The following is a 23,301-nucleotide window of genomic DNA, read 5'->3' as shown; positions in this document are numbered from 1 at the left end:
ATCGCGGCCGGGACGTGGCGCAGCTTGGTAGCGCACTTGACTGGGGGTCAAGGGGTCGCAGGTTCAAATCCTGTCGTCCCGACTGGAGACGGTCGTAGATCAGGGGCCGGTGTCGGAGCAGTCCGACACCGGCCCCTGATGGTTTCGCCGCCCTTGCGGACACCGGCCGGGGCACCGTTCGTGGTTGCGCGCCCGGTCGCTACGGCTTGAGGAGGATGCGGCCGACGTGCTCGGTGTCGTTCTCCATGTACGCGTGGGCGTCGGCCGCCTTGGTCAGGGGGAAACGGGCGGCGATGGGGGAGTGGACGCGGCCTTGGGCGAGGAGGTCGAGGACGCGTAGGGCGTCCTCCTGGCGGGCGCCGCGGATTCCGACGATGTCGCACTCCAGCATGGTCAGATCCAGCACCGCGAAGGGCATGGGGCCCGGTGTGTTCATCGAGCCGGACGCGGGGCAGAGGCGGCCGCCGAGGCGCAGGCTGTCGATCAGGAGGCGCAGCAGATCGCTGTTGCCGGTGTTGTCGATCGCGTGGTCGGCACCCCGACCGCCGGTCAGGTCCCGGATGTGGGCCCGGGCCGCGGTGAGATCGGTGGTGACGACGACCTCGTCGGCACCGGCGGCGCGCAGCCCCTCGGCACGCGCGGCCTGGCGGGTGGTGGCGATGGTGCGCAGGCCGAAGACGGCCGCCAGGTTGAGCATGGCCAGGCCCATCGGACCCGTGCCGCCGGCCACGAGCAGCGTGTCACCCGCTTGTACGCGGAGCCGGTCGCGCAGGATGCGGTGACTGGTGCCGTACGGCCACAGGGTGACCGCGGCCTGTTCGAGATCGGCGTCCGCCGGCAGCGGCAGCCACAGGCTCTCGTCGCGGATCAGGTGTGACGCGTAGCTGCCGGGGCTCTGGTGCCCGGGGATGGCGATGCCCGTGGAGAGGTTGCCCAGGCCGCGGTAGGTCTCAAGAGCGGTCGGGTTCTCCGGGTGGACGACGCCTGCCACCTTGTCGCCGGCCTGGAAAGCCGTGACCGCGCTGCCTACGGCGAGTACGGTGCCGGCGCCTTCCCGGCCCAGGCGCTGCGGCAGGGGGAAGGGGTTTCGGCCGGGCAGGACGATGTCGCCGAGACCCTTGCGGTACCTGAGGTCCCAGCCGGAGAGGGCCGTGGTGTCCACGGACACCAGCACGTCGTGGGGCCCCGGGTCGGGCAGCCGGCGTTCCTCCACGGTCAGTTGCTCGGGCCCTCCGTTCTCGTACACCCAGACTTCGGTGGCGGTGGTGGGTTGCGTCACGGGAATGCCTCTTTCGACCGACGGTACTATGCCCTACATAACAGGATGCTGGTTCTGTATAGCAAGACTGGGTGAGGTCGTGGGGCGTGCCGCGTCCGGGGAAGGTGGCCGCAACCGTGCCCGCAACTCGCCGATCAGGTGGTGGAGTTCGAGGGGGGTCGTGGCCGTGCCGAAGAGGTAGAAGTCGGGGCGGATGACGGCCGCGACGTGGCCGTGTCCGGGCAGGTGCGGCAGACAGGCGTCGTCGGAGTCGACGTACTCCGCGCCGGCCGTGGCCGGAGAGTGCAGCGGGAGGATCGTCGCGCCGATCCGGTCCAGGAACTCCCGGTCGCGGAGATCGAGTTCGGAGCACGCGGCGTCACCGTCGGCCAGGACGACGAAGCCACCGCCGGTGATGTCGTCCAACGGCGCGGTACGGCCCCGGCGGGTGACCCGGTGCTGAGGGGTGAGGTGCCCGGCGCCGGGGGCGCGGGACGTGCCGTCCTCGCCGCGTTGCAGGACGCCGTCACCCAGGACCGGCGGGGGCATGTCGGGGAGTACGCGAGCGGGGTCCGCCCCGGCGGCGATCATGCGCGCGTCGCGTGCGGTGGCCGCTGCCTCGTCGGGTACGCAGATGACCTTCCCCAGCGCCATCGACATGCCGATGGCGTGCTGGACGTGGTCGCGCCGCTCACTGGTGTAGGTGTCCAGGAGGGCGGGGGACACGGTGCCGTCGAGTACCAGGCCGAGCTTCCAGGCGAGGTTCATCGCGTCGCGCAGTCCCGAGCACATGCCCTGTCCGGCGAACGGCGGCATCTGGTGCGCGGCGTCCCCCGCGAGCAGCAGCCGGCCCTCGCGCCAGGTGTCGGCCCAGCGGGCCTGGAAGGTGTAGACGGCGTGCCGTTCGATGGTGGTGTTGTCCGGGGTGCGCCCCCAGGGCTTGAGCAAGTGCCAGGCCGCGTCGAGGGAGTTCAGGTCCGTGACGCTCTCGCCGGGCAGGCGCATGAACTCCCAGCGGCGCCGCCCGGGACCGCCCGAGACGAGCGTCGTGGGCCGCCGCGGGTCGCACAGCTGCCAGTTCATCGGGGACCACACGGTGTCGGTGTCCTGGGGGAGGACGTCGACGATGAGCCAGTCATGGAAGTAGCCCAGGTCGGTGACGGCGGTACGCATGCGGGAGCGTACGAAGCTGTTGGCGCCGTCGGCCCCCACGACGAAGCGGGCCCGGAACGTCTCGCCCGTCCCCGTGACCAACTCGACGTGCTCGTCACCTTCGTGGAGACCGACGACCTCCCGGCCGCGGCACAGGGTGATGCTCGGCTGTCCGGCGGCGGCCGCGGTGAGTACGGCTTCCAGGTCGGGCTGGGAGAAGAAGTTGGCGACCGGCCATCCCGAGGGGCCGTTGCCCGACCAGTCGATACGGAGCAGGGCGTCCCCGTCGCGGTTCCGCCACTCGTAGTGGTCCGGCACCGGCTCGGTGACCGCCCGTACCCGCTCGCCGACGCCCGCGAACTGGAGGATCCGGCCGATCTCGTCGTCGAAGTGCACCGCTCGCGGCAACTCGTAGGGTGTGGGCCAGCGTTCGAGTACGAGCACCTCGTGACCGGCGCGTGCGAGCAGCAGGGAGAGGAGCTGGCCGACGGGGCCGAAGCCGACGATCGCCACGTCGTACGCGGAGGACGTCCCGCCGGTCATCGGGTCACCGCCCCGCACTGTGGGTTCCGGTCATCAGCGCGGCGAGGTCCTCGGGGCGCAGGAAGGACGGAGGCGGCGGCGGACCCCAGGCGAACAACCCCCGCGCGCCTTCGAGGACTTCGGGCGTCCACAGCTGGTCGTCCACGACGCAGTCCATGTCGGAGTAGTACTCGGAGAAGTTCCCGGCCGGATCCTTGAGGTACCAGAAGAAGTTGGACCCGGCGTGGTGCCGGCCCAGGCCCCAGACGTGCCGCTCGGGGTGCTCCCGGAGCATCGCGGTGGCCCCGCGGCCCACCTCGTCGATGTCGTCGACCTGCCAGGACGTGTGATGCAGGAAGGTGACCGGAGCGTTGAGGACCAGGATGTTGTGGTGGTCGGTGGAGCAACGCAGGAAGGCGCCCTCGCCCTTGATGTAGTCGCTGGCCTTGAAGCCGAGTCCATCGCGGAAGAACGAGGAGGTCGCCTCGAAGTCGGTGGTGCCGACGACGGCGTGGCCGAGCTTGCGGGGGCGGACGGGGGTATCGCGCAGGACACCGGGGGCGCGGGTGCCGGCCCGCTCGACGCGGCCGGGGCCGTTGTAGGGAATCGCCGAGACCGGGGACTGGGTGATCCTGGGGGCGACTTCGAGGACGGCGCGTACCCCGGTGGCCTTGTCGCGGGCCGCCAGCGACGAGCCGTGCCGTTCGCCCGGAACGCCGATGCGCTCCAGGCGGGACGCGGCGGCGGCCAGGTCGTCGGAGTCGTCGACGCCGACGCGCACCTCGACCAGGCGGCGGGTCGGGGCGTGCACGATGTGCAGCTGGCGTCCGCCGTCGCGGGTGGCGAACCAGCCGTCGCTCTCGGGCGAGAGGCCGAAGTCGGCGTAGTAGGCGGCGGTTTCGGCGACGTTCGGGACCCCCATCGTGAGGGAGGTCAGGCGGTGCAGTGCCATGGCGGGGACTCCTTTGTCCGGTTCCGTGGCGCGGGCGGGGCCGGGTCAGGCGTGGAAGGTCTGGCGCAGCTCGCCGATGCCCTCGACGGACGAGACCAGGACGTCCCCGGGGGCCAGCCAGCGCTGCGGATCGCGGCCCAGGCCGACGCCGGCCGGGGTGCCCGTGAAGACGACGTCGCCGGGCAGGAGCGGCAGCACGGCGGACAGCTTCGAGATCAGGGTGGGGACGGTGAATATCAGGTCGCGGGTACGGCCCTTCTGGACCTGTTCGCCGTTGATGCGGCAGCCGAGTTCGAGGTCGTCCGGGTTGTCGAACTCGTCCGGAGTGACGAGCCAGGGGCCCATCGGTGTGAACCCCGGGAAGGACTTGCCGAGGCTGAACTGCGGTACGGGGCCGGCCAGCTGGGAGATCCGCTCCGAGATGTCCTGACCTGCCGTGAGCCCGGCCACATGCGACCAGGCGTCGGCCTCGGCCACGTGCTCCGCCCTGGTGCCGATCACCGCGACCAGCTCGACCTCCCAGTCGGTGTGCCCGCCGGTCGGCAGCGCGACCTCGGTGACCGGGCCCGAGATGCTGGTGGCGAACTTCGTGAACACCGGAGGGAGGCCCTCGGGGACCGCGAAGCCCGCCTCGGACGCGTGCTTGCGATAGTTGAGCCCGATGGCGAACAGCTGGCGCGGGGCGGGTGCGGGGGAGCCGAGGTCGACGGCCTCGAACGGGCGGCCCGGGGGGAGCTCGACAGTGGCGGCCCAGGACCGGAACTCCGTCCAGCGCTCGTACACGGCCTGCGGGTCCGCGCCGAAGCGCCCGCCGCCGGCCTCCTCGACGTCGACGGCCCGGGTCTGGTCGTCGGTGATCAGAGCCAGTCGGCCGCAGACATTGGCGATCCGCATGGAGTGCTCCTCGTCGGCATCAAGGGAGCATGCTGACGTCGAATTCAGCATGATGATTAGGGTGATGCTGCTCCCGGTCCTCCGGTGACGTCAAGAGGGGGCATGGGAGTAACCTCCATAATCAATTCAGGGAAGCGTCGGAGGAGAGCCTTGAGCACCGCACGTGATGCCGCACGCACGAAGGCCACCAGCCGGGCCGAGCAGGCGGCGCAGCACATCGCCCAGCTCACCGAGGCCGCGCGACCCGGTGCCAGGCTCGGCACGAAGGAGTCCCTGCGTACGCGGTGCGCGGTGTCGGTCGGGACCTTCAACGAGTCGCTGCGCCTGCTCCAGTCCCGCGGTCTGGTCACCGTCAGGCCCGGCCCGGGAGGCGGGATCTTCGTGGCCGAGCAGTCCCCCATGGTCCGCCTCGGCAATTCCGTGCTCGCCCTGGACGCGCAGGAGACGGACGTGGCGGACGCCGTGCGCATCCGGGACGCGCTCGACCCGCTGCTCATCGAGGACGCGCTGTGGCACGCCTCGCCGGCCGACATCGCGGACCTGCGCGAGCGGATCGAGGACATGGCGGCGGCGGCCACCGCGAGCGACCCCGTCGCCTTCGTCCACGCCAACTGGAAGCTGCACGCGCGGATCGCGGCGATCAGCCCGAACTCGCTGCTGAGGTCGCTCTACGACAACCTCCTCGACCTGATCGAGACCCACACCCTGGACGTGCTGCCCGCGAGCGACCAGCCGCTCGCCGACTACATCGCCGAGCGCCACCAGCTGCACCGCGACCTCGTGGACGCCCTCGACGCACGTGACCGCGAGACGGCGCTGCGGCTCATCCACGAGCACAACACGAGCCTCGCCGACCCCCAGCGCTGATGCGGCGCTCCGGCCCCCCCGGGCGGGGCGGGCCAGAGCGCCGCGGCGGCGAGCGTTGCCCGGCGGTCGGCCGCCGCAACGCTCAAGTGCTGCTCTACAGATGGGCCTTGAGGAATGCGTCGACGATGTCGAGGACATCCTCCTGCCAGAACGGCGCTCCGCCGTGGTCCGCGCCGGCCAGCTTGTAGAACGTGACGGGCTGGCCGGCCGCCTTGAGCGCGTCGTGGAGCAGGACGCTCTGGGCGAACGGGACGAGCCGGTCCTTGCTGCCGTGCATGATCAGCAGCGGCTTGAGGGCCGCGTCGGGGGTCACGTGGTTCATGGCCACGGTGGGGGCGACGAGTTCGGGGTTCTCCCGTACGTCGCGGCCGCCGATGAGCATGCCTTCAGGGCTGTCGGGTGCGATGTGGTTCTGCACGGAGGGCTCTTCGCACATCCGGGAGATGTCGGTCGGCCCGTAGTAGTCGACGAAGCACCGGATGCCCAACGGCTCCTCACCGACGGGCTCTTCGCTGAAGGCCTGGTCGTTCTCGGTGAGGTACGTGAGGACGGTGGTGTGGCCGCCGGACGAGTCGCCCCACAGGGCGATCCTGCTCGGGTCGACGCGGAACCTGGCGGCGTTGCGGGACAGGAAGCGCAGAGCCGTGCGGGTGTCGTGGATCTGGGCCGGGAAGGCCGCCACCGTGGACGGGCGGTACTCGATGATGGCGACCACGTAGCCGCGCTTGGTGAAATCCGCCAGGGCGGCGGCGTTCGCCCCCAGGTCCTGCGGGAACCAGCCCGATCCCTGGACGAAGCCGATCAGCGGGAACGTGCGCTCGTCGTCCTCCGGCACCGGGGGGTGGAGCACATGGACACGCAGGGGATACCCGTCCTTCTGGGCGTAGCGCACGTCGGTGGTCACACGCGCGTACCGGGGCGTGAGGTCAGCGGGGATGACCCGCATGCCCTCGCTCGCCGCCTCGCTCTCGGGGAACGCGTCGTATCCGACCTGCTGCGGTTCGACGACGGCTCGGTTCGGGGAATTGACGGTCATGCCTTCTCCAGATCGTGGGCCGCGGCTGCCGGTACGGCGGCGCGGCCCGTGCGGACGTACCTGAGGGTGGTGAGGAGGGCGACGGCCGTGAGGACCACGGCCGCGACCAGCAGCTGGGCCGTGGCGCGCTCGTCGCCGTCGAGGGTCCCGGCGATCCCCAGGATGTAGGGCGCCAGGGCTGTTCCGACGGCGGCGCCCGTGAAGAGCAGCGCGGTGGCCATGGCGGACGCCTCGGGGGTGGACCGGTTGTTGGTCTCCGTGACGAGGAAGGGCATGTAGACCCCGAAGCCCAGGCCCGCGAGGACTGCCGCGACATAGCCGGTCAGGGCGCTGTCCGCGCCGGCGCACAGGGCCATGGACACGGCCAGGACCAGCGCCGAGGCCGTCCCGGTCCAGTTGCGCAGCCGCCTGACCGCGGTGCCGAAGATCAGGCCGGCGGCGACCGACGCCAGGGCGAAGAAGGTCATGATCCAGGGCACGGTGGAGGCCGCGACCAGGTGCTTCTCCGCTGTGAAGGCCAGGGGCATCGAGATGATGAGGCCCTGGTAGCCGGCGGTGAAGACGAGCATGAGACCTGCGGCGAGCCACGCGTCGGCCGGCAGCCGGTACCAGCGGGGCGTCGCGGCGGCGGGCTCGGCCCGGACTTCCTCGGGCCTGACGACCTCGGCCCGGACTTTCTCGGGCCGGGCCCGCCCGGGCGGCTCGGGCACGTATCGCGCGTAGAGCCCCATGCAGGCCAGGCCGACGCCGTAGACCAGGAACGCGGCCTTCCAGTCCCACAGGACGAGCAGGCCGACGAGCAGGTTCCAGATCACGCCGCCCAGGCCGACCGCGGCGCTCTGCCAGCCGAGCATGTCCTCGCGCTCCTTGCCGCGGTAGAAGTCCGCGATGACGCTGGCGCTCAGCGGCTGCACGAAACCCATGCCGATGCCGAGGACGATGCGCGAGGCGAGCAGCGCCCCGAAGTTCCCGAGGGGGACGAGCACCAGCGGGGCCATACCGGCCACGGCCATCAGGGCCATGCCCAGCAGGGTGAGCCGGCGCTTGCCGAGCCGGCCGGCGAGCGCGCCCGCCAGCAGGGTGCACACCGTCACCGCGGCCGACCCTATGGTCATGAAGCTCTGGATCGAGGTCTGGCTCTCGTGGGGGAAGGCGTCGGCCAGTTCGGGCAGGGTGGCGGACACGGCGCCCGCCTCTGACAGCAGTAGAGACGCCGACAGCAGGGCTGCCCGGAATCTCCTGGACTGGGGATCGTGGCGCACGAGTCCTCCTCATTGAAGTCATGGCCTGCCGCGACGAGTGGGGTGATGTAGGTCGTGGGCGCCCGGCGGGGCGCCGACCGCATCGGCTCCGGCCCCACTCGGGGCGCCTCGGACCCTACGGAGCCGCACGTTTTAAGTCAACGGTTGACGTAAATAGGGTTCGGATCGCCGTCGCACCCCGGGAGCCGGGCCCGGGAGCCCGGCCGGTCAGGCGCTTGCGCGGGGCGCGACCCCCCTGCACCATGAACCGCATGCCCCCGTCACCCGCGGTCTCGGCCGATGTCGGCCGGCACAACATGTCCCTGGTCCTGCGCTCGCTGGCGGACCACGAGCCGTGTGCCAGAAGCGAGATCCGGGCCCGGACCGGTCTGGTCAGCGGCACCGTCACGACGATGACCGAGGAACTCGCGGCCCGTGGTCTCGTACAGGAGACGGGGAGCGTGTCCGGAGGGGGCAGGGGCAGGCCACGGCGGTTGCTGCGGACGGTGCCGCAGCGGGTCAGGACGGTCGCCGTCCAGCTCTCCTCGGGCAGCGTCATGGGGGAGGTGAGGGACCTCGCCGGGCAGGTCCTGTGGGCGAAGACCGACGAGCACGGCACCGCCGCGGGTGACATCGACGAGCTGGTGGCACGGGCGGGGCGGATGCTCGACGCCGCGATCGAGACGGCCGAGGACGATCCGCGCGTCCATGTGCCGGCGCCGGTGGTCGTCGTGCCCGGCCTGCTCAGGTCCGATGCCACGGTGGTCGCCTCGCTCGAACTCGGTCTGGGCCAGACCGACTTGCGCACCCCGTTGACCCGCCGGCTGCGGCGCCCGAGGGACCTGGCCCTGATGAACACCGGACGGCTGGGCGCCCTGTCCGAGTACGCGGCGCACCCGCCCGACGCCCGCCCGCACGCCATGGCGTACGTCAACGGACTCGAAGGGGTCGGCGGCACCGTCCTGCTGGACGGGGACTTCTACGGCGGTGCGCACGGACTGGCCGGCGAGTGCGGCCACATCACCGTGGACATGAACGGGCCCCGGTGCGGCTGCGGCGCCCGGGGCTGCCTGGACCTGTATCTCGGCCTCACCGCCATCCTCACCCGGGTCGGTCTGCCCACCGAGGACCCGGCCCGGTCCCTCGGCGAACTCGTCGACCGCCTGGAACGCGCCGAGCCCACGGCCTGCGAGGCCCTCGACACGGCCGGCCGGGCACTGGCGGGTGCCATGGCGACCATGGCCAGCTACACCGACCTCGACCTCGTGGTGCTCGGCGGCGTCCTGCCCCGGCTGTTCCCCTGGCTGGAGCCGCACCTCGACGAACTCGTCACCGCCCGGAGCCGGGTCACCCCCGAGTTCAACCCCAAGGTCGCCCTCGCCCGGTACGGCAAGGAGGCACCGCGCCGGGGCGCTTGGCTGCACTCCCGCGGCCTGGTCCTCGACGATCCGTCCCGGGTGCCGTACGTGTGAGGTCCGCGGTGCCGGGGATCGTGGTCCGCCGGTGATCATCGGCCGGGACACTCCGCGTGCACCCTGCCGGGCACCCCAGGGCGAGGCCTACGAGCGGCGTACCCCCCAGGCGCCCTGACCGCCCGCGTGCAGGACCGGTAGCAGCACCGTGTCCACGAACTCGGTCTGGGCGTCGACGGAGAACGGCCGCCCCTGGATCATGTGCCGGACGAGAGCCCGTCCCAGAATGAGGTCGAACAGGACGTCGGTCACCGCCGGGTCCTTCAACTCGCCGCGTCCGATGGCGCGCTGTACGACGTCGCGGCAGTTGCGCTGCTGAGTGGCCAGCGCCCCGCCCCGCAGGGTGTCGGCGATGACCGGGTCCTTCTGCGCTGCCGCCAGCAGGCTCACGAACCCCGGTGTGTCCTCCTGTGCGGCCAGCGCGGTCAGCGCCGTCACCAGGGCGATCAGATCCTCGCGCAGGCTCACGGCCGTGGCCGGCAGTTCGGCGGTCGCCTTCGAGCGGTCGAGCAGCGCGGCGCACACCAGGGACCGCTTGTCGGGCCAGCGCCGGTAGATCGTGGTCTTGCTCGCCCCGGCGCGGGCCGCCACCGCGTCGATGGACAACTGCTCGTAGCCGACTTCGCGCAACAGCGTGTGAGTGGCGCTGATGATGGCCGCCGTGCGTGCCGCCGCGCGACCTGGGGGCATCTTTTTCACGGACATGGTGTACGTGATCGTATGGTTCGGCACCGGGCCGTCGCAACCGGCGGGCCGCTGGGAGCAGCGGGCTGTGCAGGGCCGCGAACGCCGATGTGTACGGTGCCGTCTTCTCTCCTCCGCTTCTCTCCTCCGGGCGGGGCTCTTCAGCGCGTGAACCACCCGGCCTCGGGAGTCAGATCTGCTCAGCCGGCAGGCGGACGGTCAAGCCGTCCAGTGCGGGGGAGACCGTGATCTGGCAGCTGAGGCGACTGAAGTCATCCGGTTCCAGGGCGAGTTCGAGCATCGCTTCTTCCGTCTCGGACCGTGGCTCCAGGCGCTGAGCCCAGGGTGGCTCGATGTGGACGTGGCAGGTGGCGCAGGCCGCGATACCGCCGCACTCGGCCAGGATGCCGCGGATGCCGGTCCTTACCGCCGTGCGCATCAGGGTGTCCCCGACGACGGCCTCGCGTTCGTGGGCGACCCCGGCCGCGTCCACGAAGGTGACCCTGACCCCCATCAGGACTCCGCGGCGAGAGGGCTGGGCACCGACGGTCCGGTCATCGGGTACGGGACCAGTTCGGCCACGTGCCGTCCGTCCTCGGTGAACCGCAGCTTCGTGCGGTACATCATGCGCACCCGGTTGTCCTGCCACACCCCCTCGACCGGGTCGACGCGGAAGAAGACCTGCCGCAGCCGCACCCCGGCGCGCCGGAAGTTCTCGTACATGTCCGGGGAGTCGCGCAGCCACTCGAACTGCTCGTGGCTGAGCCCCAGCACCCGCTCGACCTCCTCGGGATCATTGACGAACGAGGCGCGGCCGGTGACCTGGACGTGACGGGCCTGAAGGCGCCCCGCGAAGCCGTCGGCGGGCATGTGGGCGAGCGTGTAGCCGACCCGGAGGTCACGCAGGATGCTCTCGTACTTCCGGGTGTAGGTGAATGTGTGCAGGTAGGCCGTCAGGCCGTCCCCGACGAAGTGCATCATCGCGGCGGAGGGGAATCCGTTCTCGTCCAGAACCGCGACCGCCCCGACCTCCTCCTCCCGCAGCAGCTCGACGACGGCCCGCTCCACGTCCGCGGCACTCGGCTGGGTCACTGCCATGTGGATCCCTCTCCCACCAGACTGCTCGGTCGAATGTGTACGGGACCGTATCGACTAGGAGCCAGCTAAACAAGGGAAAGGAAACCTTGAATTACTGAATGCGTACGCTAGCGTCTCGTTCATGAGGCGTTACGACGTGATCATCGCGGGCGCGGGACACGCCGGCTCGGCGGTCGCCGGGGAGCTGCGCGCGGCCGGCTTCACGGGGACGATCCTGCTGGTGGGCGACGAGCCCCGGCTGCCCTATCAGCGGCCGCCTCTGTCCAAGGGGTGGCTGACGGCGAGCCCCGACCCCGAAGCGCTGGAACTGCGCCCTGCCGCCTTCTACGCCCAGGAGCGCATCGACCTGCTGCTCGGCAGCCGCGCGGAGAAGGTCGAACCCGCCGCGAATCTGCTCCGCCTCGCCGACGGAACGGAGCTGACATGGCGTCACCTCGTCCTCGCCACCGGAGCCGGGCCGCGCGTGCCGCGACTGCCCGGCGTCGGACTCGACGGCGTGCACGTCCTGCGCGACATGGACGACGCCACACTGCTCAAGGCGGCGCTGGAGTCGGGGCAGCGGCTGGTGGTCATCGGCGGCGGCTGGGTCGGTCTCGAGGTGGCGGCCTCCGCGCGTGCTCGGGGGGTCCGGGTGACCGTCCTGGAGGCCCGGCCGCGGTTGCTGGCCCGGACCGCCGGCCCGACGGTGGCCGCCTGCCTGGAGCGTCACCACCTGTCCCGGGGCGTGGACATCCGCACCGGTGCGCAGGCGGAGAGGCTGTTCGCGGGACCGGACGGGCGGGTCGGGGCCGTGCGGCTCGCCGACGGCTCGTGTCTGGACTGCGATGCGGTGCTGCTCGCCGTCGGCGCGGTCCCGAGGGACGCCCTGGCCCGTGCGGCCGGTCTCGTCTGCCGGGACGGGGTACTGGTCGACGCCCAGGGGGCCACCGACGCCCCCGGCGTGTACGCCGTCGGGGATGTCACCGTCCGCCCCCTGGCGGGGGAGAGCTTCAGCGGGCGCCTGGAGAGCATCCAGAGCGCCCACGAACAGGCGCGGCGGACGGCCGCCGCCATCTGCGGACGGCCGCAGCGTCCCCTGGAGACGCCCTGGTTCTGGTCCGAGCAGTACGAGCTGAGGATCCAGATAGCGGGGCTGCCCCTGGAAGCGGGGACGAGTGTGCTGCGCGGAGAGCCGGACGGTCCCGGCTTCGCCGTCTTCCATCTGCGCGGCGACCGGCTCCGAGCGGTCGAAGCGGTCAGCGCGCCACGGGAGTTCGCGCTCGGCCGCAAGCTCATCGGAGAGGGTGCACGTGTCTTGGCCTCGGCGCTCGGGGATCAGACCAGGCCGCTGCGCGAGGCCGTGCTCGGGCACGGCTGAGTTCCGCCGGACCGGACCCGGCCGTCGCCCTCCGTCAGGGGATGCGAGGCCCGGGACCTGAGGGCGGTCCCGGGCGGTTGGTGGGACGGGCGAGTGCGTCAAGGCGCGTGGAGGGCTCGGCCGTACGCGGGTGCTCAGGCCGTGCAGACGCCGGCGACGGCGATCTTCCGGACCAGGATCGGATAGGAGAGTGATCCGTCAGGGTAGAGCGGCAGGAGGTTCTGGAAGTCTTCGTTCATGAACGCCTTCCTGAGGGCGGTGAGGGACTCCCAGACCGCCACGTTCGTCAGCACCCTGCTGTCGCCGATGCCGCGGTGCAACTGTGCTGAGACGAAGCCGGGTTGGGCCTTCATGACGAAGGAGTCCTTCCGCCAGGCGTCGATGACCGCCTCGGTCCGGCCCTCGGGGGCGACGAAGGTGTTGACGAGGGTGACCGGCTGCCCGTCGTCGTGGCCCTGGAGCTGGGCCCGGAAGGGGAGCCTGGGTTCGATGTCCCGGATCTCGATCATGCGCCTCTCCTGATTCCGCTTGTTACGCTGGCTTCTACCTCTAGTGCTAGAGGTAACCTGTCCGCAGTGCCGCGGGTGCGTGGCGGCGGGGCTGGATTTTTTCGCATGGCAGGACCATAGTCTTCGTTATCAGGACACGACAGGTTCAGGAGCTGACATGTCTCAGCGGACGGCCAGGGGCGCGCGCCCACAGGAACCCAAGATCGACCGTTCCCTCACCCTGCATCTGCGGGGTGACTGGGGGAGCGCGAACCTGCACCGGGTGTGCGGCTGGATCTCCCAGGAACTCACCGACCGGTGCGGCCCTCATACGAAGGTCGCCATCTGGAACAGCCGTGGCTTCAGTGACGCGGTGCGGGCGGTCGGCCGCGGTGAGGTCGATGTCGCGATGACCACGCCCGTCGCCTTCGCGACCGCAGCTCTCGACGGGCGGGGGGTGTTCTCCGAAGAGGCCTTCCCGGAGCTGCGCGCCCTGGGTGTCGTGCCGCAGCGCGACCGGCTCGTCATGGGTGTGCGCAAGTCGCTCGGCATCACCACGTTCGCCGAACTGCGCGCGGCGAGGCCCGCGTTGAAGCTGGCCACTTCGGTCCACGACGGAGTGAACTACGTCGGCCTCGCCGCGCACGAACTCCTGACCCGCTCGGGCGTCGACATCGAGGGGTGGGGCGGCGAGTTCCTGGAGGACGAGCGCCCCTTCGAGACCCTGGACCACGTCCGGGACGGCCGGGCGGACGCCGTCATCCATGAGGCGTACATGCTCCCCGCCTGGCAGGAGATCGGCACCGGCCTGAACTTCCTGGAGGTCGAGCCGGACGTCCTGGACGGGCTGTGGAACGACTACAGCTGGCCCGCCGCCGTGGTCGACGAGGGGCACTTCCCCGGCTGCCCGCGCTTTCGGACGCTGGACTTCTCGGACTTCCTCGTCCTGACACGTAGTGATCTGCCCGAGGACGTCGCCTACGCGATCGCCTGGGTGCTCGGTGAGACGCGGCACGTCATCGAGAGCCAGTACCGCCACCTCGCGCCCGAGCGCAGCCCGATCAGCTACCCGCTCGACCCGGTCGTGATGGGCAGGACCCCGGTTCCGCTCCATCCTGGTGCCGCCGCGTACTACGACGCGCTGCCCACGCCGTGACGCCCCGGGAAGCGCGGGCTCTGGCCGTGCGGGCGTCCCACGCGCTGGCGGCCGCCGGACAGGGCGACATGGTGTGGGGGCACACCGCAGTCCGGGACCCGGAAGGCCGGGGCATCTGGATCAAGGCTCCCGGCTGGGGCCTTGAGGAGGTCCGGGAGGAACGGCTGCAGCTCGTGTCCTGGGCGGCCGACGTCCTCGAAGGCGAGGGGGCCCCGCACAAGGAGTGTCACATCCACCTCGAAGTGCTGCGGGCGAACCCGGAGTTGACGTGCTGCGTGCACACCCACGCCCCGGACGCCGTGGCGTTCGCCGCGCTCGACGTGCCGCTGCTGCCCTTGTCCCACGAAGGGGCACTCTTCGCCGGCGAGGACGTACCCCGCTTCCGTGACACCGGCGCCCTGGTCAGCACGGCGGCCCTCGGCAAGGCGCTCGCCGCCACGCTGGGCGACGCCCCGGCGGCGCTCATGCCCAGGCACGGCCTGGTCGCCGCGAGCCGCGGCGTCCCGGCCGCCGTGATGCACGCCGTCCTCCTGGACCGGGCCTGCCGGACCCAGCTGACCGCCCTCGCCGCCGGCCCGCCCCGGACGTATTCGGACGCGGCCGAGGCCCGCGCCAAGCGCGCCCAGTGCTGGCCGGACAGCCAACTGGAGGCGGGCTGGCGGTACTTGCTGCGCCGCGCCGCCACTCACCGGACCACCTGACACCACCCGGCACGACGAAGGAAACCGAACGATGACCGACCACCGCACCCCCACCGCCGCGACGACCGACTGGGTCACCCTGCCGACCGCCGACGGCCCCATGCGCACCTACGTCGCACGCCCCGGCACCCCGGCCGACCGGGCCGTGATCGTGCTCCAGGAGGCGTTCGGCGTCAACGACCACATCCAGGACATCGCCCGCCGCTATGCCGCCCGCGGCTACCTCGCCCTGGCCCCCGACCTCTTCCACCGCAACGGCGTCGGCACCCTCGGATACGAGCAGCACGCCGAGGCCATGCCGCTGATCGGAGCCATCGGAGCGGACGCGATCGTCACCGACGTGGACGCCGTGCTGACCCACCTCGCCGAGGCCGAGGGCGTCCCGGCCGCCCGTACCGCGGTGAACGGCTTCTGCTTCGGCGGCCGGGCCGCGTTCACCGCCGCCACCGCCATCAGCGGCCTGGCGGCCACGGTCGTCTTCTACGGACCCGGCATCGCCGCGGGACCGCACGCCGTCCTCGACCGCGCCCAGTCCATCGACGCACCCGTGCTGCTGCACGTGGGCGCCGAGGACCCCACCATCCCCGCCGAGCAGGTGGCGGCGATCGACAGCGCGCTGAAGAGCGCCGGCGTCACCTTCGAGAGCTACGTGTACCCGGGAGCGGGGCACGCCTTCGCCTGTGACGCCCGGCCGCACATGTACCGCGCGGACCCGGCCGGCACCGCCTGGAGCCGTACCCACGCCTTCCTCGACCGGCACCTCCCCGCGACGGCCTGACCAGTCCGCCCCGCCCGCCCCGACCGACCCGTCCAGCTTCAGGGAGTCCGCATGGGAACCGTGCAGGAAGTCATCCAGGTCATCTGCTCCGAACAGCCGCCGCGGACGGTGGAACGCGACGAGCACCAGCTCCTCTCCGCCCCCCATCCGAGCCCGTTCCCCGTCAAACTGTGGCGCGACCACGAGCCGTTGACGGTGGTGCACTTCCCCCAGGAGTACGCGGCCCAGCCGTTCGCCCCGCCCCGCGGCGTCTACGAGAGCGCCCAGGTACGCGTCGAATGGCAGACGATGGACAACCGTCAGCCCTTCTACCACCGCAACACCGACGTCGATGAGATCTCGTACCAGGTGGCGGGCGAGCGGACCCTCATGACCGAACTGGGCGTCGTGGAGCACCGCGCCGGCGAGTTCTCCCGTATCCCGCGCGGCGTGGCCCACGACAACTACGGCCGCAAGGAGAGCCACCTCCTCTTCTACACCCCCGCCCCGGTCGCCGAGGACCGCCCGGCGGAACGCGACTCGGAGCCGGTCTTCCCGCCCTTTGCCGGCTGGGAGGCGGGGCGGCTCAACGAGGCCGTCACCCAGTGCATGGGCACCCCCGGACACGACATCACCGTCTTCCCGGTCGACGAGCGCGCCCTGCTCGAACAGGTCCACAAGGAGAAGGACCGGCTGCGGGTCCTGCGCGCGGCCGACGGGTACGGAGTGACCTGGCTCTACCGCTCCGACCCCTTCCGGCTCGCCACCGTGCGCCTGCCCGCCGGCGACGGCCGCGTCTACCACCGCACCCTGGACGCCGACGAGATCCAGTACCAGATCAGCGGCCACCGCACCCTGATCACGCAGCGCGGCATCGTCGAACTCGGCCCCGGAGACTTCGTCCGCATCCCCCTCGGCCTCGCCCACACCAGCGTCACCGCCCAGGACAGCGAGCACATCGCCCTGTACTCGGACCGCGAACTGCCCCAGATCGCCGAGACGACCAGGACCGCCGAGCCGTACTCGCCGCAGCGGCTCGCCGCGGCGCGCGCCTGACGCCCCCGACCCCGTCAAGGAGCCGCATTCCATGACCGCCATGCTGGCCGCCCGAGCCCAGAAGGGCTCCAACACGCTGCAGCTGCACAAGATCGCCGTGCCGGAACCGGGCCCCGGGGAGGTCCTGGTCAAGGTCGCCGCCGCCGGACTGGCCCCCGGCATGATGACACTGCTCGCCCAGGGCGCCTTCAAGCACCTGCCCACCACGCTCGGCCACGAGGCCGCGGGCGCCGTCGCCGCCGTCGGCCCCGACGTCACCGGGATCGACGTCGGCGCGCGGGTGCGCGTGCACCCCAACCTGAACTGCCGGGCCTGCGACCCCTGCCGCACCGACCGCGAGATGATGTGCCGGCAGCAGGCGATGATCGGCCACGCCGCCTTCAGCGACGTACCCATGCCGCTGTACGACCGCTACCACGACGGCGGGCTCGCCGAGTACGTCCGCGTACCGCACTGGCTCATCGACCAACTGCCCGACTCCGTCAGCTTCGACGTCGGCGCCAAGGTCCACGATCTCGCCAACGCGGTACGGGCACTCAAGTGCGCGCAACTGCCCACCGGAGCCACCCTGATCGTCACGGCCGCGACCGGGACCATGGGCACGGCCACCATAAAACTCGCCGCCCACTTCGGGGTGGCCCGCCTCATCCTCGTCGCCCGCAGCACCGAACGCCTGGCAGCCGTACGGCACTTGGCGGGCGGCATGGCCGTGGACACGGTCGCACTCGAACAGCTTCCCGACGACTGGGGAACCACCCAGGCGCTCACCGGCGCCCTGCGCGCCCTCGCACCGCAGGGCGCCGACGCGGTGCTCGACTACGTACCCGACGGACCGGCCACCGCCCAGTCACTGGCCGCGCTCGCCACCGGCGGCACCCTCGTCCACATGGGCGCCAACCGCTCGCCCCTGCTCTTCCCGATGGTCGCCGTCATGGTGAACTGCTGGCGGATCGTCGGCACCCGGGCCTGCACCCGTGCCGACGCCCAGGAGGTGTTGAAGCTGCTGGGCGGCGGCGCGCTCGACGTCGACGACCTCATCACCCACCGGTTCCCGCTCGCCGAGGCCGAACGGGCGGTCGCGGCCATGCAGAGCCGTACCGAACCCATCTGGATGGCGGTGGTCAATCCGTGAACCGCCCCGCCCCGCCCGTCCTCGTGGTCGGCGGCGGACCGGTCGGCCTGACCGTCGCCAACCTCCTGGCGGCGTACGGCGTCCAGGTCGTCCTGGTCGAACGCAACCCCGCCACCAGCGACGAGGCCAAGGCGATCAGCCTGGACGACGAGTCGCTGCGCACCCTGCACACGGCCGGCCTGGCGGACGCCGTCCTGGACATCGTCGTCCCCGGCACCGGCACCCGCTACTACGACCGCAAGGGCCGGCCGCTCTTCCACGCGCGCGGCCCGCAGCCCTACCGGCTCGGCCACCCCTTCAAGAACCAGTTCGCCCAGCCCGAACTCGAACGGGTCCTGCTGGACGCCCTCAAGTCCCGCCCGGAAGCCGACGTCCGCTTCTCCACCGAACTCGTCGACGTACACAACGACCCAAGCGGTTCCCGCGTATTGGTGGGGCTGCGCCGCACCGGCGAGGAATCCTCCGCCCCCGAGGCGGAGGAGTTCAGCTGGGTCCTGGGCTGCGACGGGGGCCGCTCCACGCTCCGTGAGCTGCTCGGCATCGGCATGACCGGCGAGCGCCACGACCAGGTCTGGCTCGTCGCCGACACGACCGGCGACCACCACGACGAGCGGTACGGCATGCACCACGGCACCCCCGGCCGGCCCACCGTGATCGTGCCGGGGCGCGGCGGACGCTGCCGCTACGAGTTCCTCCTGCACCCCGGCGAGGGCACCAAGGGCGAGGCCGACTTCGAGACGATCCGCCGGCTGGTCGCCCCCTACCGGGAGATCACCGAGGACCAGGTCGAACGCTCCACCAACTACACCTTCAACGCGGTGGTCGCCGACCGATGGCGCGACGGCCGCTGCCTGCTGCTCGGCGACGCGGCGCACATGATGCCCCCGTTCGCCGGACAGGGCCTCAACTCGGGCGTCCGGGACGCCGCCAACGTCGCCTGGAAGATCTGCGAGGTGTGGCACGGCCGCGCGGACCAGCGGCTGCTGGACACGTACGAACAGGAACGCGCTCCGCACGCGAGGGCGGTCGTGACGTACTCCCAGCGGCTCGGCGACGTGGTGATGACCACCGACAGGCGGCGCGCCCTCGTCCGTGACATCGCCGTGCGCTCGCTGCTGCGCACGCCGCCGGGCCGCCGCTATCTGACCGGGATGCGGTTCCGCCCGCCGGCCCGCCACGACCGGGGTCTCGTGTCCGGCACGCACCCGCTGACCGGCGGCATCCTGCCGCAACCGCGGGTGCTCGTACCGCCGAGCCTGAAACCGCGGATGCTGGACGACGTCCTCGGACGAGGGTTCGCCCTGCTCGCCGTGGACGTGCCCGGCGCGGCCTGGCAGCGGTTCGACGGGCCCGACTGGCGTGACCTCGCCTGGCCGCTCCGGCGGATCGACGTCTTCCTCGGCGACCGCCTGCCGATCGCACACCCCGGCCGGTACGCGATCGCCGACGCCGACGGTCGCCTGGAGGAGGCCCTGGCCACCGCCCGCAACCGGTTCGTCCTGGTGAAGCCGGACCGGTACGTCGCCGCGGTCATGAAGCCCGACGACATCGCGGCGGTGTCCTCGATGCTGCGCTCCGTGCTGACGTGAGACTCTCGCCGGCCGCGTCTCCGGTCAGCTCCTCGTCCGCTCGGGCCACAGACTGACAGCCGGCGTGTCCGGGCCGTCCAGCTCCTCCGCGACGCGGCGCAGCGCGTCGCGGAAGCTCCGGGCCTCCTCCGCACCGCCGAGGGACGCCGTGATGCGGGAGACGACATGATCGGTGATCGTCCGCCCCCTGGCGACTCCTTCGTGACCCGGCTCCGTCAGTTCGAGCAGGACCACCCGCTTGTGCACCGGGTGGGGCCTGCGCCGGAGCCACCCGAGGCGGTCGACCTGGGCCAGGGCGGTGTTCACCGTCTGGGGCGTGAGGCCCTGGCTGCGGGCGAGATCAGCGGCCGACAACGGGGCGTACTCGTCCAGGGCGACGGCGAGGGCGAACTGGCTGACCGTGAGTCCCAGTTCGCCCAGCTCGTCGTTGAGTGTGCGGTGCATGGCCTGGGCGGCCTTCCACAGGAGGTGGTTCAGCGTCTGCTGCCAGGGGGGCACCGGGGCGGTGCTCTCGTTCGGGGCCGGCATGGTCTCGCTCCTCGGGTGGTCGATCGGTCATCGTAACCGAAATTCCAAGGTGTGGCAGCAGTGCGATCTAGTTATCAGTACTACTGATATTATGGCAGTGAAGCGAATATGAAAGGAGGGCATCTCCATGTCCGTCACCACCGCACCCGCACACAGCCCACCGGCCCACCGGGCTTCACGCCCCGCCATGACGGTGCTCCTCGCCTGCCTGGGAGTCTTCGCGTCGTACATCCCGATCGGCGGCGTGTCCGTCTCGCTGCCCAGCATCCAACAGGGGCTGGGAGCGTCCACGTCCGACCTGCAGTGGATCACTGACGCGTTCATCCTCCCGATGGCGGCGTTCATCCTGACCTTCGGCCTGCTCGGCGACCTGTACGGCCGTAAGAAGGTCTTCCTGTCCGGCCTCGGGTTCTTCGCCGCCGGCTCGGCGGTCAGCCTGACCGCGAACGGCGTCGCCCAGGTCTGGGTCGGACAGGCCCTGTCCGGCGTCGGAGCAGCGGCACTGCTCACCTCCACGCTCGCCCTGATCAGCCACGTCTACCCGGACTTCCGGGCGCGGGCCAAGGCCGTGTCCGCGTGGGCCGCCTCGCTGGGTCTCGGCATGTCGCTCGGTCCGCTGGTCAGCGGCGGAATCCTGGAAGGGGCCGGCTGGCGCTGGATCTTCCTGCCCGCGCTGGTCGTCGCCGTGATCGGTCTGGTCGCCGGAGCCGTGCTGCTGGAGGACTCGCGGGCCGCCCACGGGCGCGCCATCGACATCCCGGGCCAGATCGCGGCGGTCGTGACCATCGCCGCTCTCGTCTACGGCGTCATCGAAGGCGGCGCGTCCGGCTGGGGAGAGGGCAAGGTCGTCGCCGCGTTCGTCGTCGCGGCGGTCGGGCTGGTCTCCTTCGTCGCCGTGGAACTGCGCTCCTCCTCGCCGATGCTGTCCATGCGGTTGTTCCGCTCGCGCGCCTTCAGCGGTGCGGGAGCGGTCATCGCCCTCGCCCTGTTCGCGCAGGTGGGCCTGGTCTTCGCGCTCAGCCTGTTCTTCGGCACCGTGCAGCACCTGTCCGCCCTGCAGATCGGCCTCCGCTTCCTGGCGCTCAACGGCCTCGCGGTGATCCTCGGGCCGGTGGTGGGCCGTCTCATGGGGCGCGTCGCTCCCGGCCTGCTGCTGACCGGGGGGCTCGTCGTCACGGCGGCCGGCACCTTCTGGCTCGACACCCTCGAAGCGGACACGGGCGCGGGGCCCGTGGTCCTGGTCCTCGCCGTCATCGGCGCCGGATTCTCCTTCGTGATGGCGCCCATCACCGCGATCGCGGTGACCAGCGTCCCGCACCACCTGGCCGGCATGGCCGGAGCCGGAAGCAACACGCTGCGCCAGGTCGGCGGCGCCATGGGGCCTGCGGTCTTCGGCGTCGTCCTCACCGACCACACGGTGGCCTCGCTGCCGGACAACCTCGCCGCGGCCGGCCTGAGCGCGGCCGATCGGCAGCACGTCGTCAACGCCGTGACCTCCGAAGGGCTGGGCGCGGCCGGGCACCTCGGCCTGGGCGGCAAGGCCACCGGCCAGGCGCTGAGCGCCTTCGGCGACAGCTTCAGCGCCGCCTTGCACACCTGCACGACGATCGGGGCCGTCGGCATGCTGGTGGCGGCCGCGGTCACCGTGGTCTTCATCGGCGTCCGCAAGCCGTCGGCCCCGGGGCACGCGGTGACGGCGAGCGCCGCCCCGCGCTCCTCCGCGGAGACCGTGGAGCCCGCAGAGGCTGTAGAGCCCGAGACCGTCTGAGCGGTCCGTGAGGCGGCCGGCCGCCCGTCCGGCCCCGCAGGCCGGGCGGCCTGTCGTCCTACGGCGGGCAGCTCACCGCCCGGCGGAGGCATGGCCCGTCGCCGGCCCCGACCGGTGGCCCGGTGACCCGGTGATTCTCAGGTCGTCTGATCCGCGACGCACCGGTTGCGCGTCTCGCCGATCCCCTCGATGACCGTCCGCAGCACCTGCCCCTCCTTCAGATAGACCTTGGGGTCGCGGCCGTCTCCGACGCCTCCGGGAGTGCCGGTGCAGATCACGTCGCCCGGCAGGAGCGTGATGATGTCGCTGACGTACGACACGATGTCGGCGATCCCGAAGAGCAGGTCCGAGGTGCGCGAACGCTGCATCACCGCGCCGTCCACCTCGCAGCGGATCTCCAGGTCCGGCTCCGCGTCGCCGAACTCGTCCGCGGTGACGAGCACGGGTCCGACCGGTGTCGTGCCCTCGAAGGTCTTTCCGGACAGGAACTCGCGGGTGCGCCGCTGGTAGTCCCGCACCGTCACGTCGTTGACCACCGTGTAGCCGGCGACGAAGCCGAGCGCCGCCTCCTTCGGCACATGGCGTGCCCTGCGGCCGATGACGAAGCCCAACTCGGCCTCCCAGTCGACGCGGTCGCTGACGACGGGCAGCACGATCGGGTCGTAGGCGCCGATCAGGGAGCCGTCGTACTTGGCGAACAGGGTGGGGTACTCCGGGGTGGCGCGGCCCATCTCCTTGATGTGCGTGGCGTAGTTCAGACCCAGGCAGATGATCTTGTTCGGATGCGGGACCAGGGCCGCGAACTCGGCGTCCGTCGCTGCCACACGGTCGCCCTCCTGCCGCTCGGCGAGGGATCGCCAGTGCTCGCCCTCCGCCAGCAGTGCGCCGAGGTCCGCGTAGGGGAGCAGGACGTATTCGTCGCCGTCCAGGCGTGCCGCGCGGGTTTCCCCCCGGACTCGAAGCGTGGCCAGTCGCATGGGTCGTACCCCTCTTCCGTCGTTGACCTGTGCCGAACGCGATCGTACTCTTGTTTCGTAATGCAGGATAGCTGTCCTGCTTTGCAGGACGTCTGAGGAGAAGGTGTCATGGCGATCACTGGACTCGGCCACACGGGACTGTGGGTCTACGACCTGCCGAAGATGCGTGACTTCTACGAACGGCTGATGGGGCTGACGGTCACCGACGAGGACGAGGGGCTCGGGATCGTCTTCTTCAGCGCGCGGCCCGACGAGGAGCACCACGAGTTCGTCCTGCAGGAGGGCCGTACCGCGGCCATCGGCGAGAAGCAGCAGCACCAGATCTCCTGGCGGGTGGCCTCGCTCGACGACATCCGGGCCTTCCACCGGCTCTTCGAGGAGGAGGGGGTCGAGGTGCAGCAGGAGGTCACGCACGGCAACGCCTTCGGCATCTACTTCTTCGATCCGGAAGGCAACCGGAACGAGGTCTACCTGCGCGTCGAGCGGGACGTGCGCCAGCCGTTCCGCAAGACCATCGACTTCGGGATGGCACCCGAGGCGATCTACGCCGAGGCCGAACGCCTGCTGGCCGACGACGGTCCCGCCTACCGGCCGGTGCAGTGACCGGGCGCCCCGG

At 71.3% G+C, this 23,301-nt stretch carries 23 protein-coding genes and 1 tRNA gene; 12 read left to right on the top strand and 12 right to left on the bottom strand.

From position 1 onward, the window contains the following. Positions 1-8: 8 nt before the first annotated feature. Positions 9-82 (top strand) — tRNA-Pro (locus NX794_RS00485). Positions 83-199: 117 nt separating this feature from the next. On the opposite strand, the gene NX794_RS00480 is transcribed toward NX794_RS00485, so the two are convergent. The 4 genes from NX794_RS00480 to NX794_RS00465 are packed head-to-tail and all read right to left on the bottom strand — an operon-like array spanning position 200 to position 4,778. Beyond that, positions 200-1,279, bottom strand: coding sequence for a quinone oxidoreductase family protein (locus NX794_RS00480; RefSeq protein WP_258775915.1), 1,080 nt, complete (start codon positions 1,277-1,279; stop codon positions 200-202). Between the two features lie 33 nt (positions 1,280-1,312). Continuing rightward, positions 1,313-2,953, bottom strand: a complete 1,641-nt coding sequence (mhpA, locus tag NX794_RS00475) for a bifunctional 3-(3-hydroxy-phenyl)propionate/3-hydroxycinnamic acid hydroxylase MhpA (RefSeq protein WP_258775913.1) — start codon at positions 2,951-2,953, stop codon at positions 1,313-1,315. Positions 2,954-2,957: 4 nt separating this feature from the next. After that, positions 2,958-3,884: a VOC family protein gene (locus NX794_RS00470; RefSeq protein WP_258775912.1), complete on the bottom strand. Its 927-nt coding sequence runs from the start codon at positions 3,882-3,884 to the stop codon at positions 2,958-2,960. A gap of 45 nt (positions 3,885-3,929) precedes the next feature. Further along, a complete protein-coding gene (locus tag NX794_RS00465) occupies positions 3,930-4,778 on the bottom strand; it encodes a fumarylacetoacetate hydrolase family protein (protein ID WP_258775911.1) in 849 nt (282 codons plus the stop codon). Positions 4,779-4,928: 150 nt separating this feature from the next. Here NX794_RS00465 and NX794_RS00460 point away from each other — a divergent pair, with 150 nt between their 5' ends. Further along, the gene (locus NX794_RS00460) at positions 4,929-5,645 is read left to right on the top strand and encodes a FadR/GntR family transcriptional regulator (protein WP_258775910.1); all 717 of its coding nucleotides are present in this window, start codon (positions 4,929-4,931) and stop codon (positions 5,643-5,645) included. Between the two features lie 94 nt (positions 5,646-5,739). On the opposite strand, the gene NX794_RS00455 is transcribed toward NX794_RS00460, so the two are convergent. Both NX794_RS00455 and NX794_RS00450 read right to left on the bottom strand, forming a co-directional pair. Then, positions 5,740-6,681, bottom strand: a complete 942-nt coding sequence (locus tag NX794_RS00455) for an alpha/beta hydrolase (RefSeq protein WP_258775909.1) — start codon at positions 6,679-6,681, stop codon at positions 5,740-5,742. Beyond that, on the bottom strand, positions 6,678-7,943 hold the full coding sequence (locus tag NX794_RS00450) for an MFS transporter (protein WP_258775906.1): 1,266 nt from the start codon (positions 7,941-7,943) through the stop codon (positions 6,678-6,680). The genes NX794_RS00455 and NX794_RS00450 overlap by 4 nt, the downstream gene beginning before the upstream one ends. 251 nt (positions 7,944-8,194) lie before the next feature. Between NX794_RS00450 and NX794_RS00445 the strand changes: the two genes are divergently transcribed. Further along, the gene (locus tag NX794_RS00445) at positions 8,195-9,394 is read left to right on the top strand and encodes an ROK family transcriptional regulator (protein ID WP_258775905.1); all 1,200 of its coding nucleotides are present in this window, start codon (positions 8,195-8,197) and stop codon (positions 9,392-9,394) included. Positions 9,395-9,481: 87 nt separating this feature from the next. Here the strand turns inward: NX794_RS00445 and NX794_RS00440 are convergent, their stop codons facing one another. The 3 genes from NX794_RS00440 to NX794_RS00430 all read right to left on the bottom strand — a co-directional run bounded on the left by NX794_RS00440 (position 9,482) and on the right by NX794_RS00430 (position 11,176). Continuing rightward, entirely contained in the window at positions 9,482-10,099 is a 618-nt protein-coding gene (locus tag NX794_RS00440) for a TetR/AcrR family transcriptional regulator (RefSeq protein WP_258775904.1), read from the bottom strand. A 169-nt stretch (positions 10,100-10,268) separates the two neighbouring features. Continuing rightward, positions 10,269-10,592, bottom strand: a complete 324-nt coding sequence (locus tag NX794_RS00435) for a 2Fe-2S iron-sulfur cluster-binding protein (RefSeq protein ID WP_258775903.1) — start codon at positions 10,590-10,592, stop codon at positions 10,269-10,271. Then, entirely contained in the window at positions 10,592-11,176 is a 585-nt protein-coding gene (locus tag NX794_RS00430; RefSeq protein WP_258775902.1) for a pyridoxamine 5'-phosphate oxidase family protein, read from the bottom strand. Before NX794_RS00430 ends, NX794_RS00435 begins: the two co-directional genes overlap by 1 nt. Positions 11,177-11,297: 121 nt before the next feature. Between NX794_RS00430 and NX794_RS00425 the strand changes: the two genes are divergently transcribed. Continuing rightward, a complete protein-coding gene (locus NX794_RS00425; protein WP_258775901.1) occupies positions 11,298-12,533 on the top strand; it encodes an NAD(P)/FAD-dependent oxidoreductase in 1,236 nt (411 codons plus the stop codon). 134 nt (positions 12,534-12,667) lie between these two features. Here the strand turns inward: NX794_RS00425 and NX794_RS00420 are convergent, their stop codons facing one another. Then, on the bottom strand, positions 12,668-13,042 hold the full coding sequence (locus NX794_RS00420) for an antibiotic biosynthesis monooxygenase family protein (RefSeq protein WP_258775900.1): 375 nt from the start codon (positions 13,040-13,042) through the stop codon (positions 12,668-12,670). Positions 13,043-13,199: 157 nt separating this feature from the next. Here NX794_RS00420 and NX794_RS00415 point away from each other — a divergent pair, with 157 nt between their 5' ends. Genes NX794_RS00415 through NX794_RS00390 form a run of 6 tightly spaced genes read left to right on the top strand, consistent with a single transcriptional unit; the run spans position 13,200 to position 19,412 of the window. After that, positions 13,200-14,177: a TAXI family TRAP transporter solute-binding subunit gene (locus NX794_RS00415; RefSeq protein WP_258775898.1), complete on the top strand. Its 978-nt coding sequence runs from the start codon at positions 13,200-13,202 to the stop codon at positions 14,175-14,177. Between the two features lie 26 nt (positions 14,178-14,203). Continuing rightward, on the top strand, positions 14,204-14,878 hold the full coding sequence (locus tag NX794_RS00410; RefSeq protein ID WP_258775897.1) for a class II aldolase/adducin family protein: 675 nt from the start codon (positions 14,204-14,206) through the stop codon (positions 14,876-14,878). Between the two features lie 31 nt (positions 14,879-14,909). Continuing rightward, entirely contained in the window at positions 14,910-15,656 is a 747-nt protein-coding gene (locus NX794_RS00405; protein ID WP_258775895.1) for a dienelactone hydrolase family protein, read from the top strand. Between the two features lie 51 nt (positions 15,657-15,707). Then, a complete protein-coding gene (locus NX794_RS00400; protein WP_258775893.1) occupies positions 15,708-16,691 on the top strand; it encodes a cupin domain-containing protein in 984 nt (327 codons plus the stop codon). A 31-nt stretch (positions 16,692-16,722) separates the two neighbouring features. After that, positions 16,723-17,823 carry an alcohol dehydrogenase catalytic domain-containing protein gene (locus tag NX794_RS00395; protein WP_258775892.1) on the top strand — a complete coding sequence of 367 codons (1,101 nt, stop codon included), beginning with the start codon at positions 16,723-16,725 and terminating at the stop codon, positions 17,821-17,823. Beyond that, positions 17,820-19,412 carry a bifunctional 3-(3-hydroxy-phenyl)propionate/3-hydroxycinnamic acid hydroxylase gene (locus NX794_RS00390; RefSeq protein ID WP_258775891.1) on the top strand — a complete coding sequence of 531 codons (1,593 nt, stop codon included), beginning with the start codon at positions 17,820-17,822 and terminating at the stop codon, positions 19,410-19,412. Before NX794_RS00395 ends, NX794_RS00390 begins: the two co-directional genes overlap by 4 nt. A 24-nt stretch (positions 19,413-19,436) precedes the next feature. On the opposite strand, the gene NX794_RS00385 is transcribed toward NX794_RS00390, so the two are convergent. Then, positions 19,437-19,940, bottom strand: a complete 504-nt coding sequence (locus tag NX794_RS00385) for a MarR family winged helix-turn-helix transcriptional regulator (RefSeq protein ID WP_258775890.1) — start codon at positions 19,938-19,940, stop codon at positions 19,437-19,439. Between the two features lie 127 nt (positions 19,941-20,067). Between NX794_RS00385 and NX794_RS00380 the strand changes: the two genes are divergently transcribed. Next, on the top strand, positions 20,068-21,708 hold the full coding sequence (locus NX794_RS00380) for an MFS transporter (protein WP_258775889.1): 1,641 nt from the start codon (positions 20,068-20,070) through the stop codon (positions 21,706-21,708). A 137-nt stretch (positions 21,709-21,845) separates the two neighbouring features. Here the strand turns inward: NX794_RS00380 and NX794_RS00375 are convergent, their stop codons facing one another. Continuing rightward, on the bottom strand, positions 21,846-22,685 hold the full coding sequence (locus NX794_RS00375; protein ID WP_258775888.1) for a fumarylacetoacetate hydrolase family protein: 840 nt from the start codon (positions 22,683-22,685) through the stop codon (positions 21,846-21,848). Between the two features lie 108 nt (positions 22,686-22,793). Here NX794_RS00375 and NX794_RS00370 point away from each other — a divergent pair, with 108 nt between their 5' ends. Then, positions 22,794-23,288 carry a VOC family protein gene (locus NX794_RS00370; protein WP_258775886.1) on the top strand — a complete coding sequence of 165 codons (495 nt, stop codon included), beginning with the start codon at positions 22,794-22,796 and terminating at the stop codon, positions 23,286-23,288. The last annotated feature ends 13 nt before the right edge of the window (positions 23,289-23,301 follow it).

The sequence above is a fragment of the Streptomyces pyxinicus genome (assembly GCF_024753135.1).
Classification (GTDB): Bacteria; Actinomycetota; Actinomycetes; order Streptomycetales; family Streptomycetaceae; genus Streptomyces; species Streptomyces pyxinicus.
This window is presented reverse-complemented; position numbering and strand designations above follow the sequence as displayed.

Excerpts from the sequence above, each read along its gene's own strand:
- mhpA (WP_258775913.1), bottom strand. The coding sequence starts at position 2,953 with ATGACCGGCGGGACGTCCTCCGCGTACGACGTGGCGATCGTCGGCTTC.
- NX794_RS00470 (WP_258775912.1), bottom strand. The coding sequence starts at position 3,884 with ATGGCACTGCACCGCCTGACCTCCCTCACGATGGGGGTCCCGAACGTC.
- NX794_RS00465 (WP_258775911.1), bottom strand. The coding sequence starts at position 4,778 with ATGCGGATCGCCAATGTCTGCGGCCGACTGGCTCTGATCACCGACGAC.
- NX794_RS00455 (WP_258775909.1), bottom strand. The coding sequence starts at position 6,681 with ATGACCGTCAATTCCCCGAACCGAGCCGTCGTCGAACCGCAGCAGGTC.
- NX794_RS00445 (WP_258775905.1), top strand. The coding sequence starts at position 8,195 with ATGCCCCCGTCACCCGCGGTCTCGGCCGATGTCGGCCGGCACAACATG.
- NX794_RS00440 (WP_258775904.1), bottom strand. The coding sequence starts at position 10,099 with ATGTCCGTGAAAAAGATGCCCCCAGGTCGCGCGGCGGCACGCACGGCG.
- NX794_RS00435 (WP_258775903.1), bottom strand. The coding sequence starts at position 10,592 with ATGGGGGTCAGGGTCACCTTCGTGGACGCGGCCGGGGTCGCCCACGAA.
- NX794_RS00430 (WP_258775902.1), bottom strand. The coding sequence starts at position 11,176 with ATGGCAGTGACCCAGCCGAGTGCCGCGGACGTGGAGCGGGCCGTCGTC.
- NX794_RS00425 (WP_258775901.1), top strand. The coding sequence starts at position 11,298 with ATGAGGCGTTACGACGTGATCATCGCGGGCGCGGGACACGCCGGCTCG.
- NX794_RS00420 (WP_258775900.1), bottom strand. The coding sequence starts at position 13,042 with ATGATCGAGATCCGGGACATCGAACCCAGGCTCCCCTTCCGGGCCCAG.
- NX794_RS00415 (WP_258775898.1), top strand. The coding sequence starts at position 13,200 with ATGTCTCAGCGGACGGCCAGGGGCGCGCGCCCACAGGAACCCAAGATC.
- NX794_RS00405 (WP_258775895.1), top strand. The coding sequence starts at position 14,910 with ATGACCGACCACCGCACCCCCACCGCCGCGACGACCGACTGGGTCACC.
- NX794_RS00400 (WP_258775893.1), top strand. The coding sequence starts at position 15,708 with ATGGGAACCGTGCAGGAAGTCATCCAGGTCATCTGCTCCGAACAGCCG.
- NX794_RS00395 (WP_258775892.1), top strand. The coding sequence starts at position 16,723 with ATGACCGCCATGCTGGCCGCCCGAGCCCAGAAGGGCTCCAACACGCTG.
- NX794_RS00385 (WP_258775890.1), bottom strand. The coding sequence starts at position 19,940 with ATGCCGGCCCCGAACGAGAGCACCGCCCCGGTGCCCCCCTGGCAGCAG.
- NX794_RS00380 (WP_258775889.1), top strand. The coding sequence starts at position 20,068 with ATGTCCGTCACCACCGCACCCGCACACAGCCCACCGGCCCACCGGGCT.
- NX794_RS00375 (WP_258775888.1), bottom strand. The coding sequence starts at position 22,685 with ATGCGACTGGCCACGCTTCGAGTCCGGGGGGAAACCCGCGCGGCACGC.
- NX794_RS00370 (WP_258775886.1), top strand. The coding sequence starts at position 22,794 with ATGGCGATCACTGGACTCGGCCACACGGGACTGTGGGTCTACGACCTG.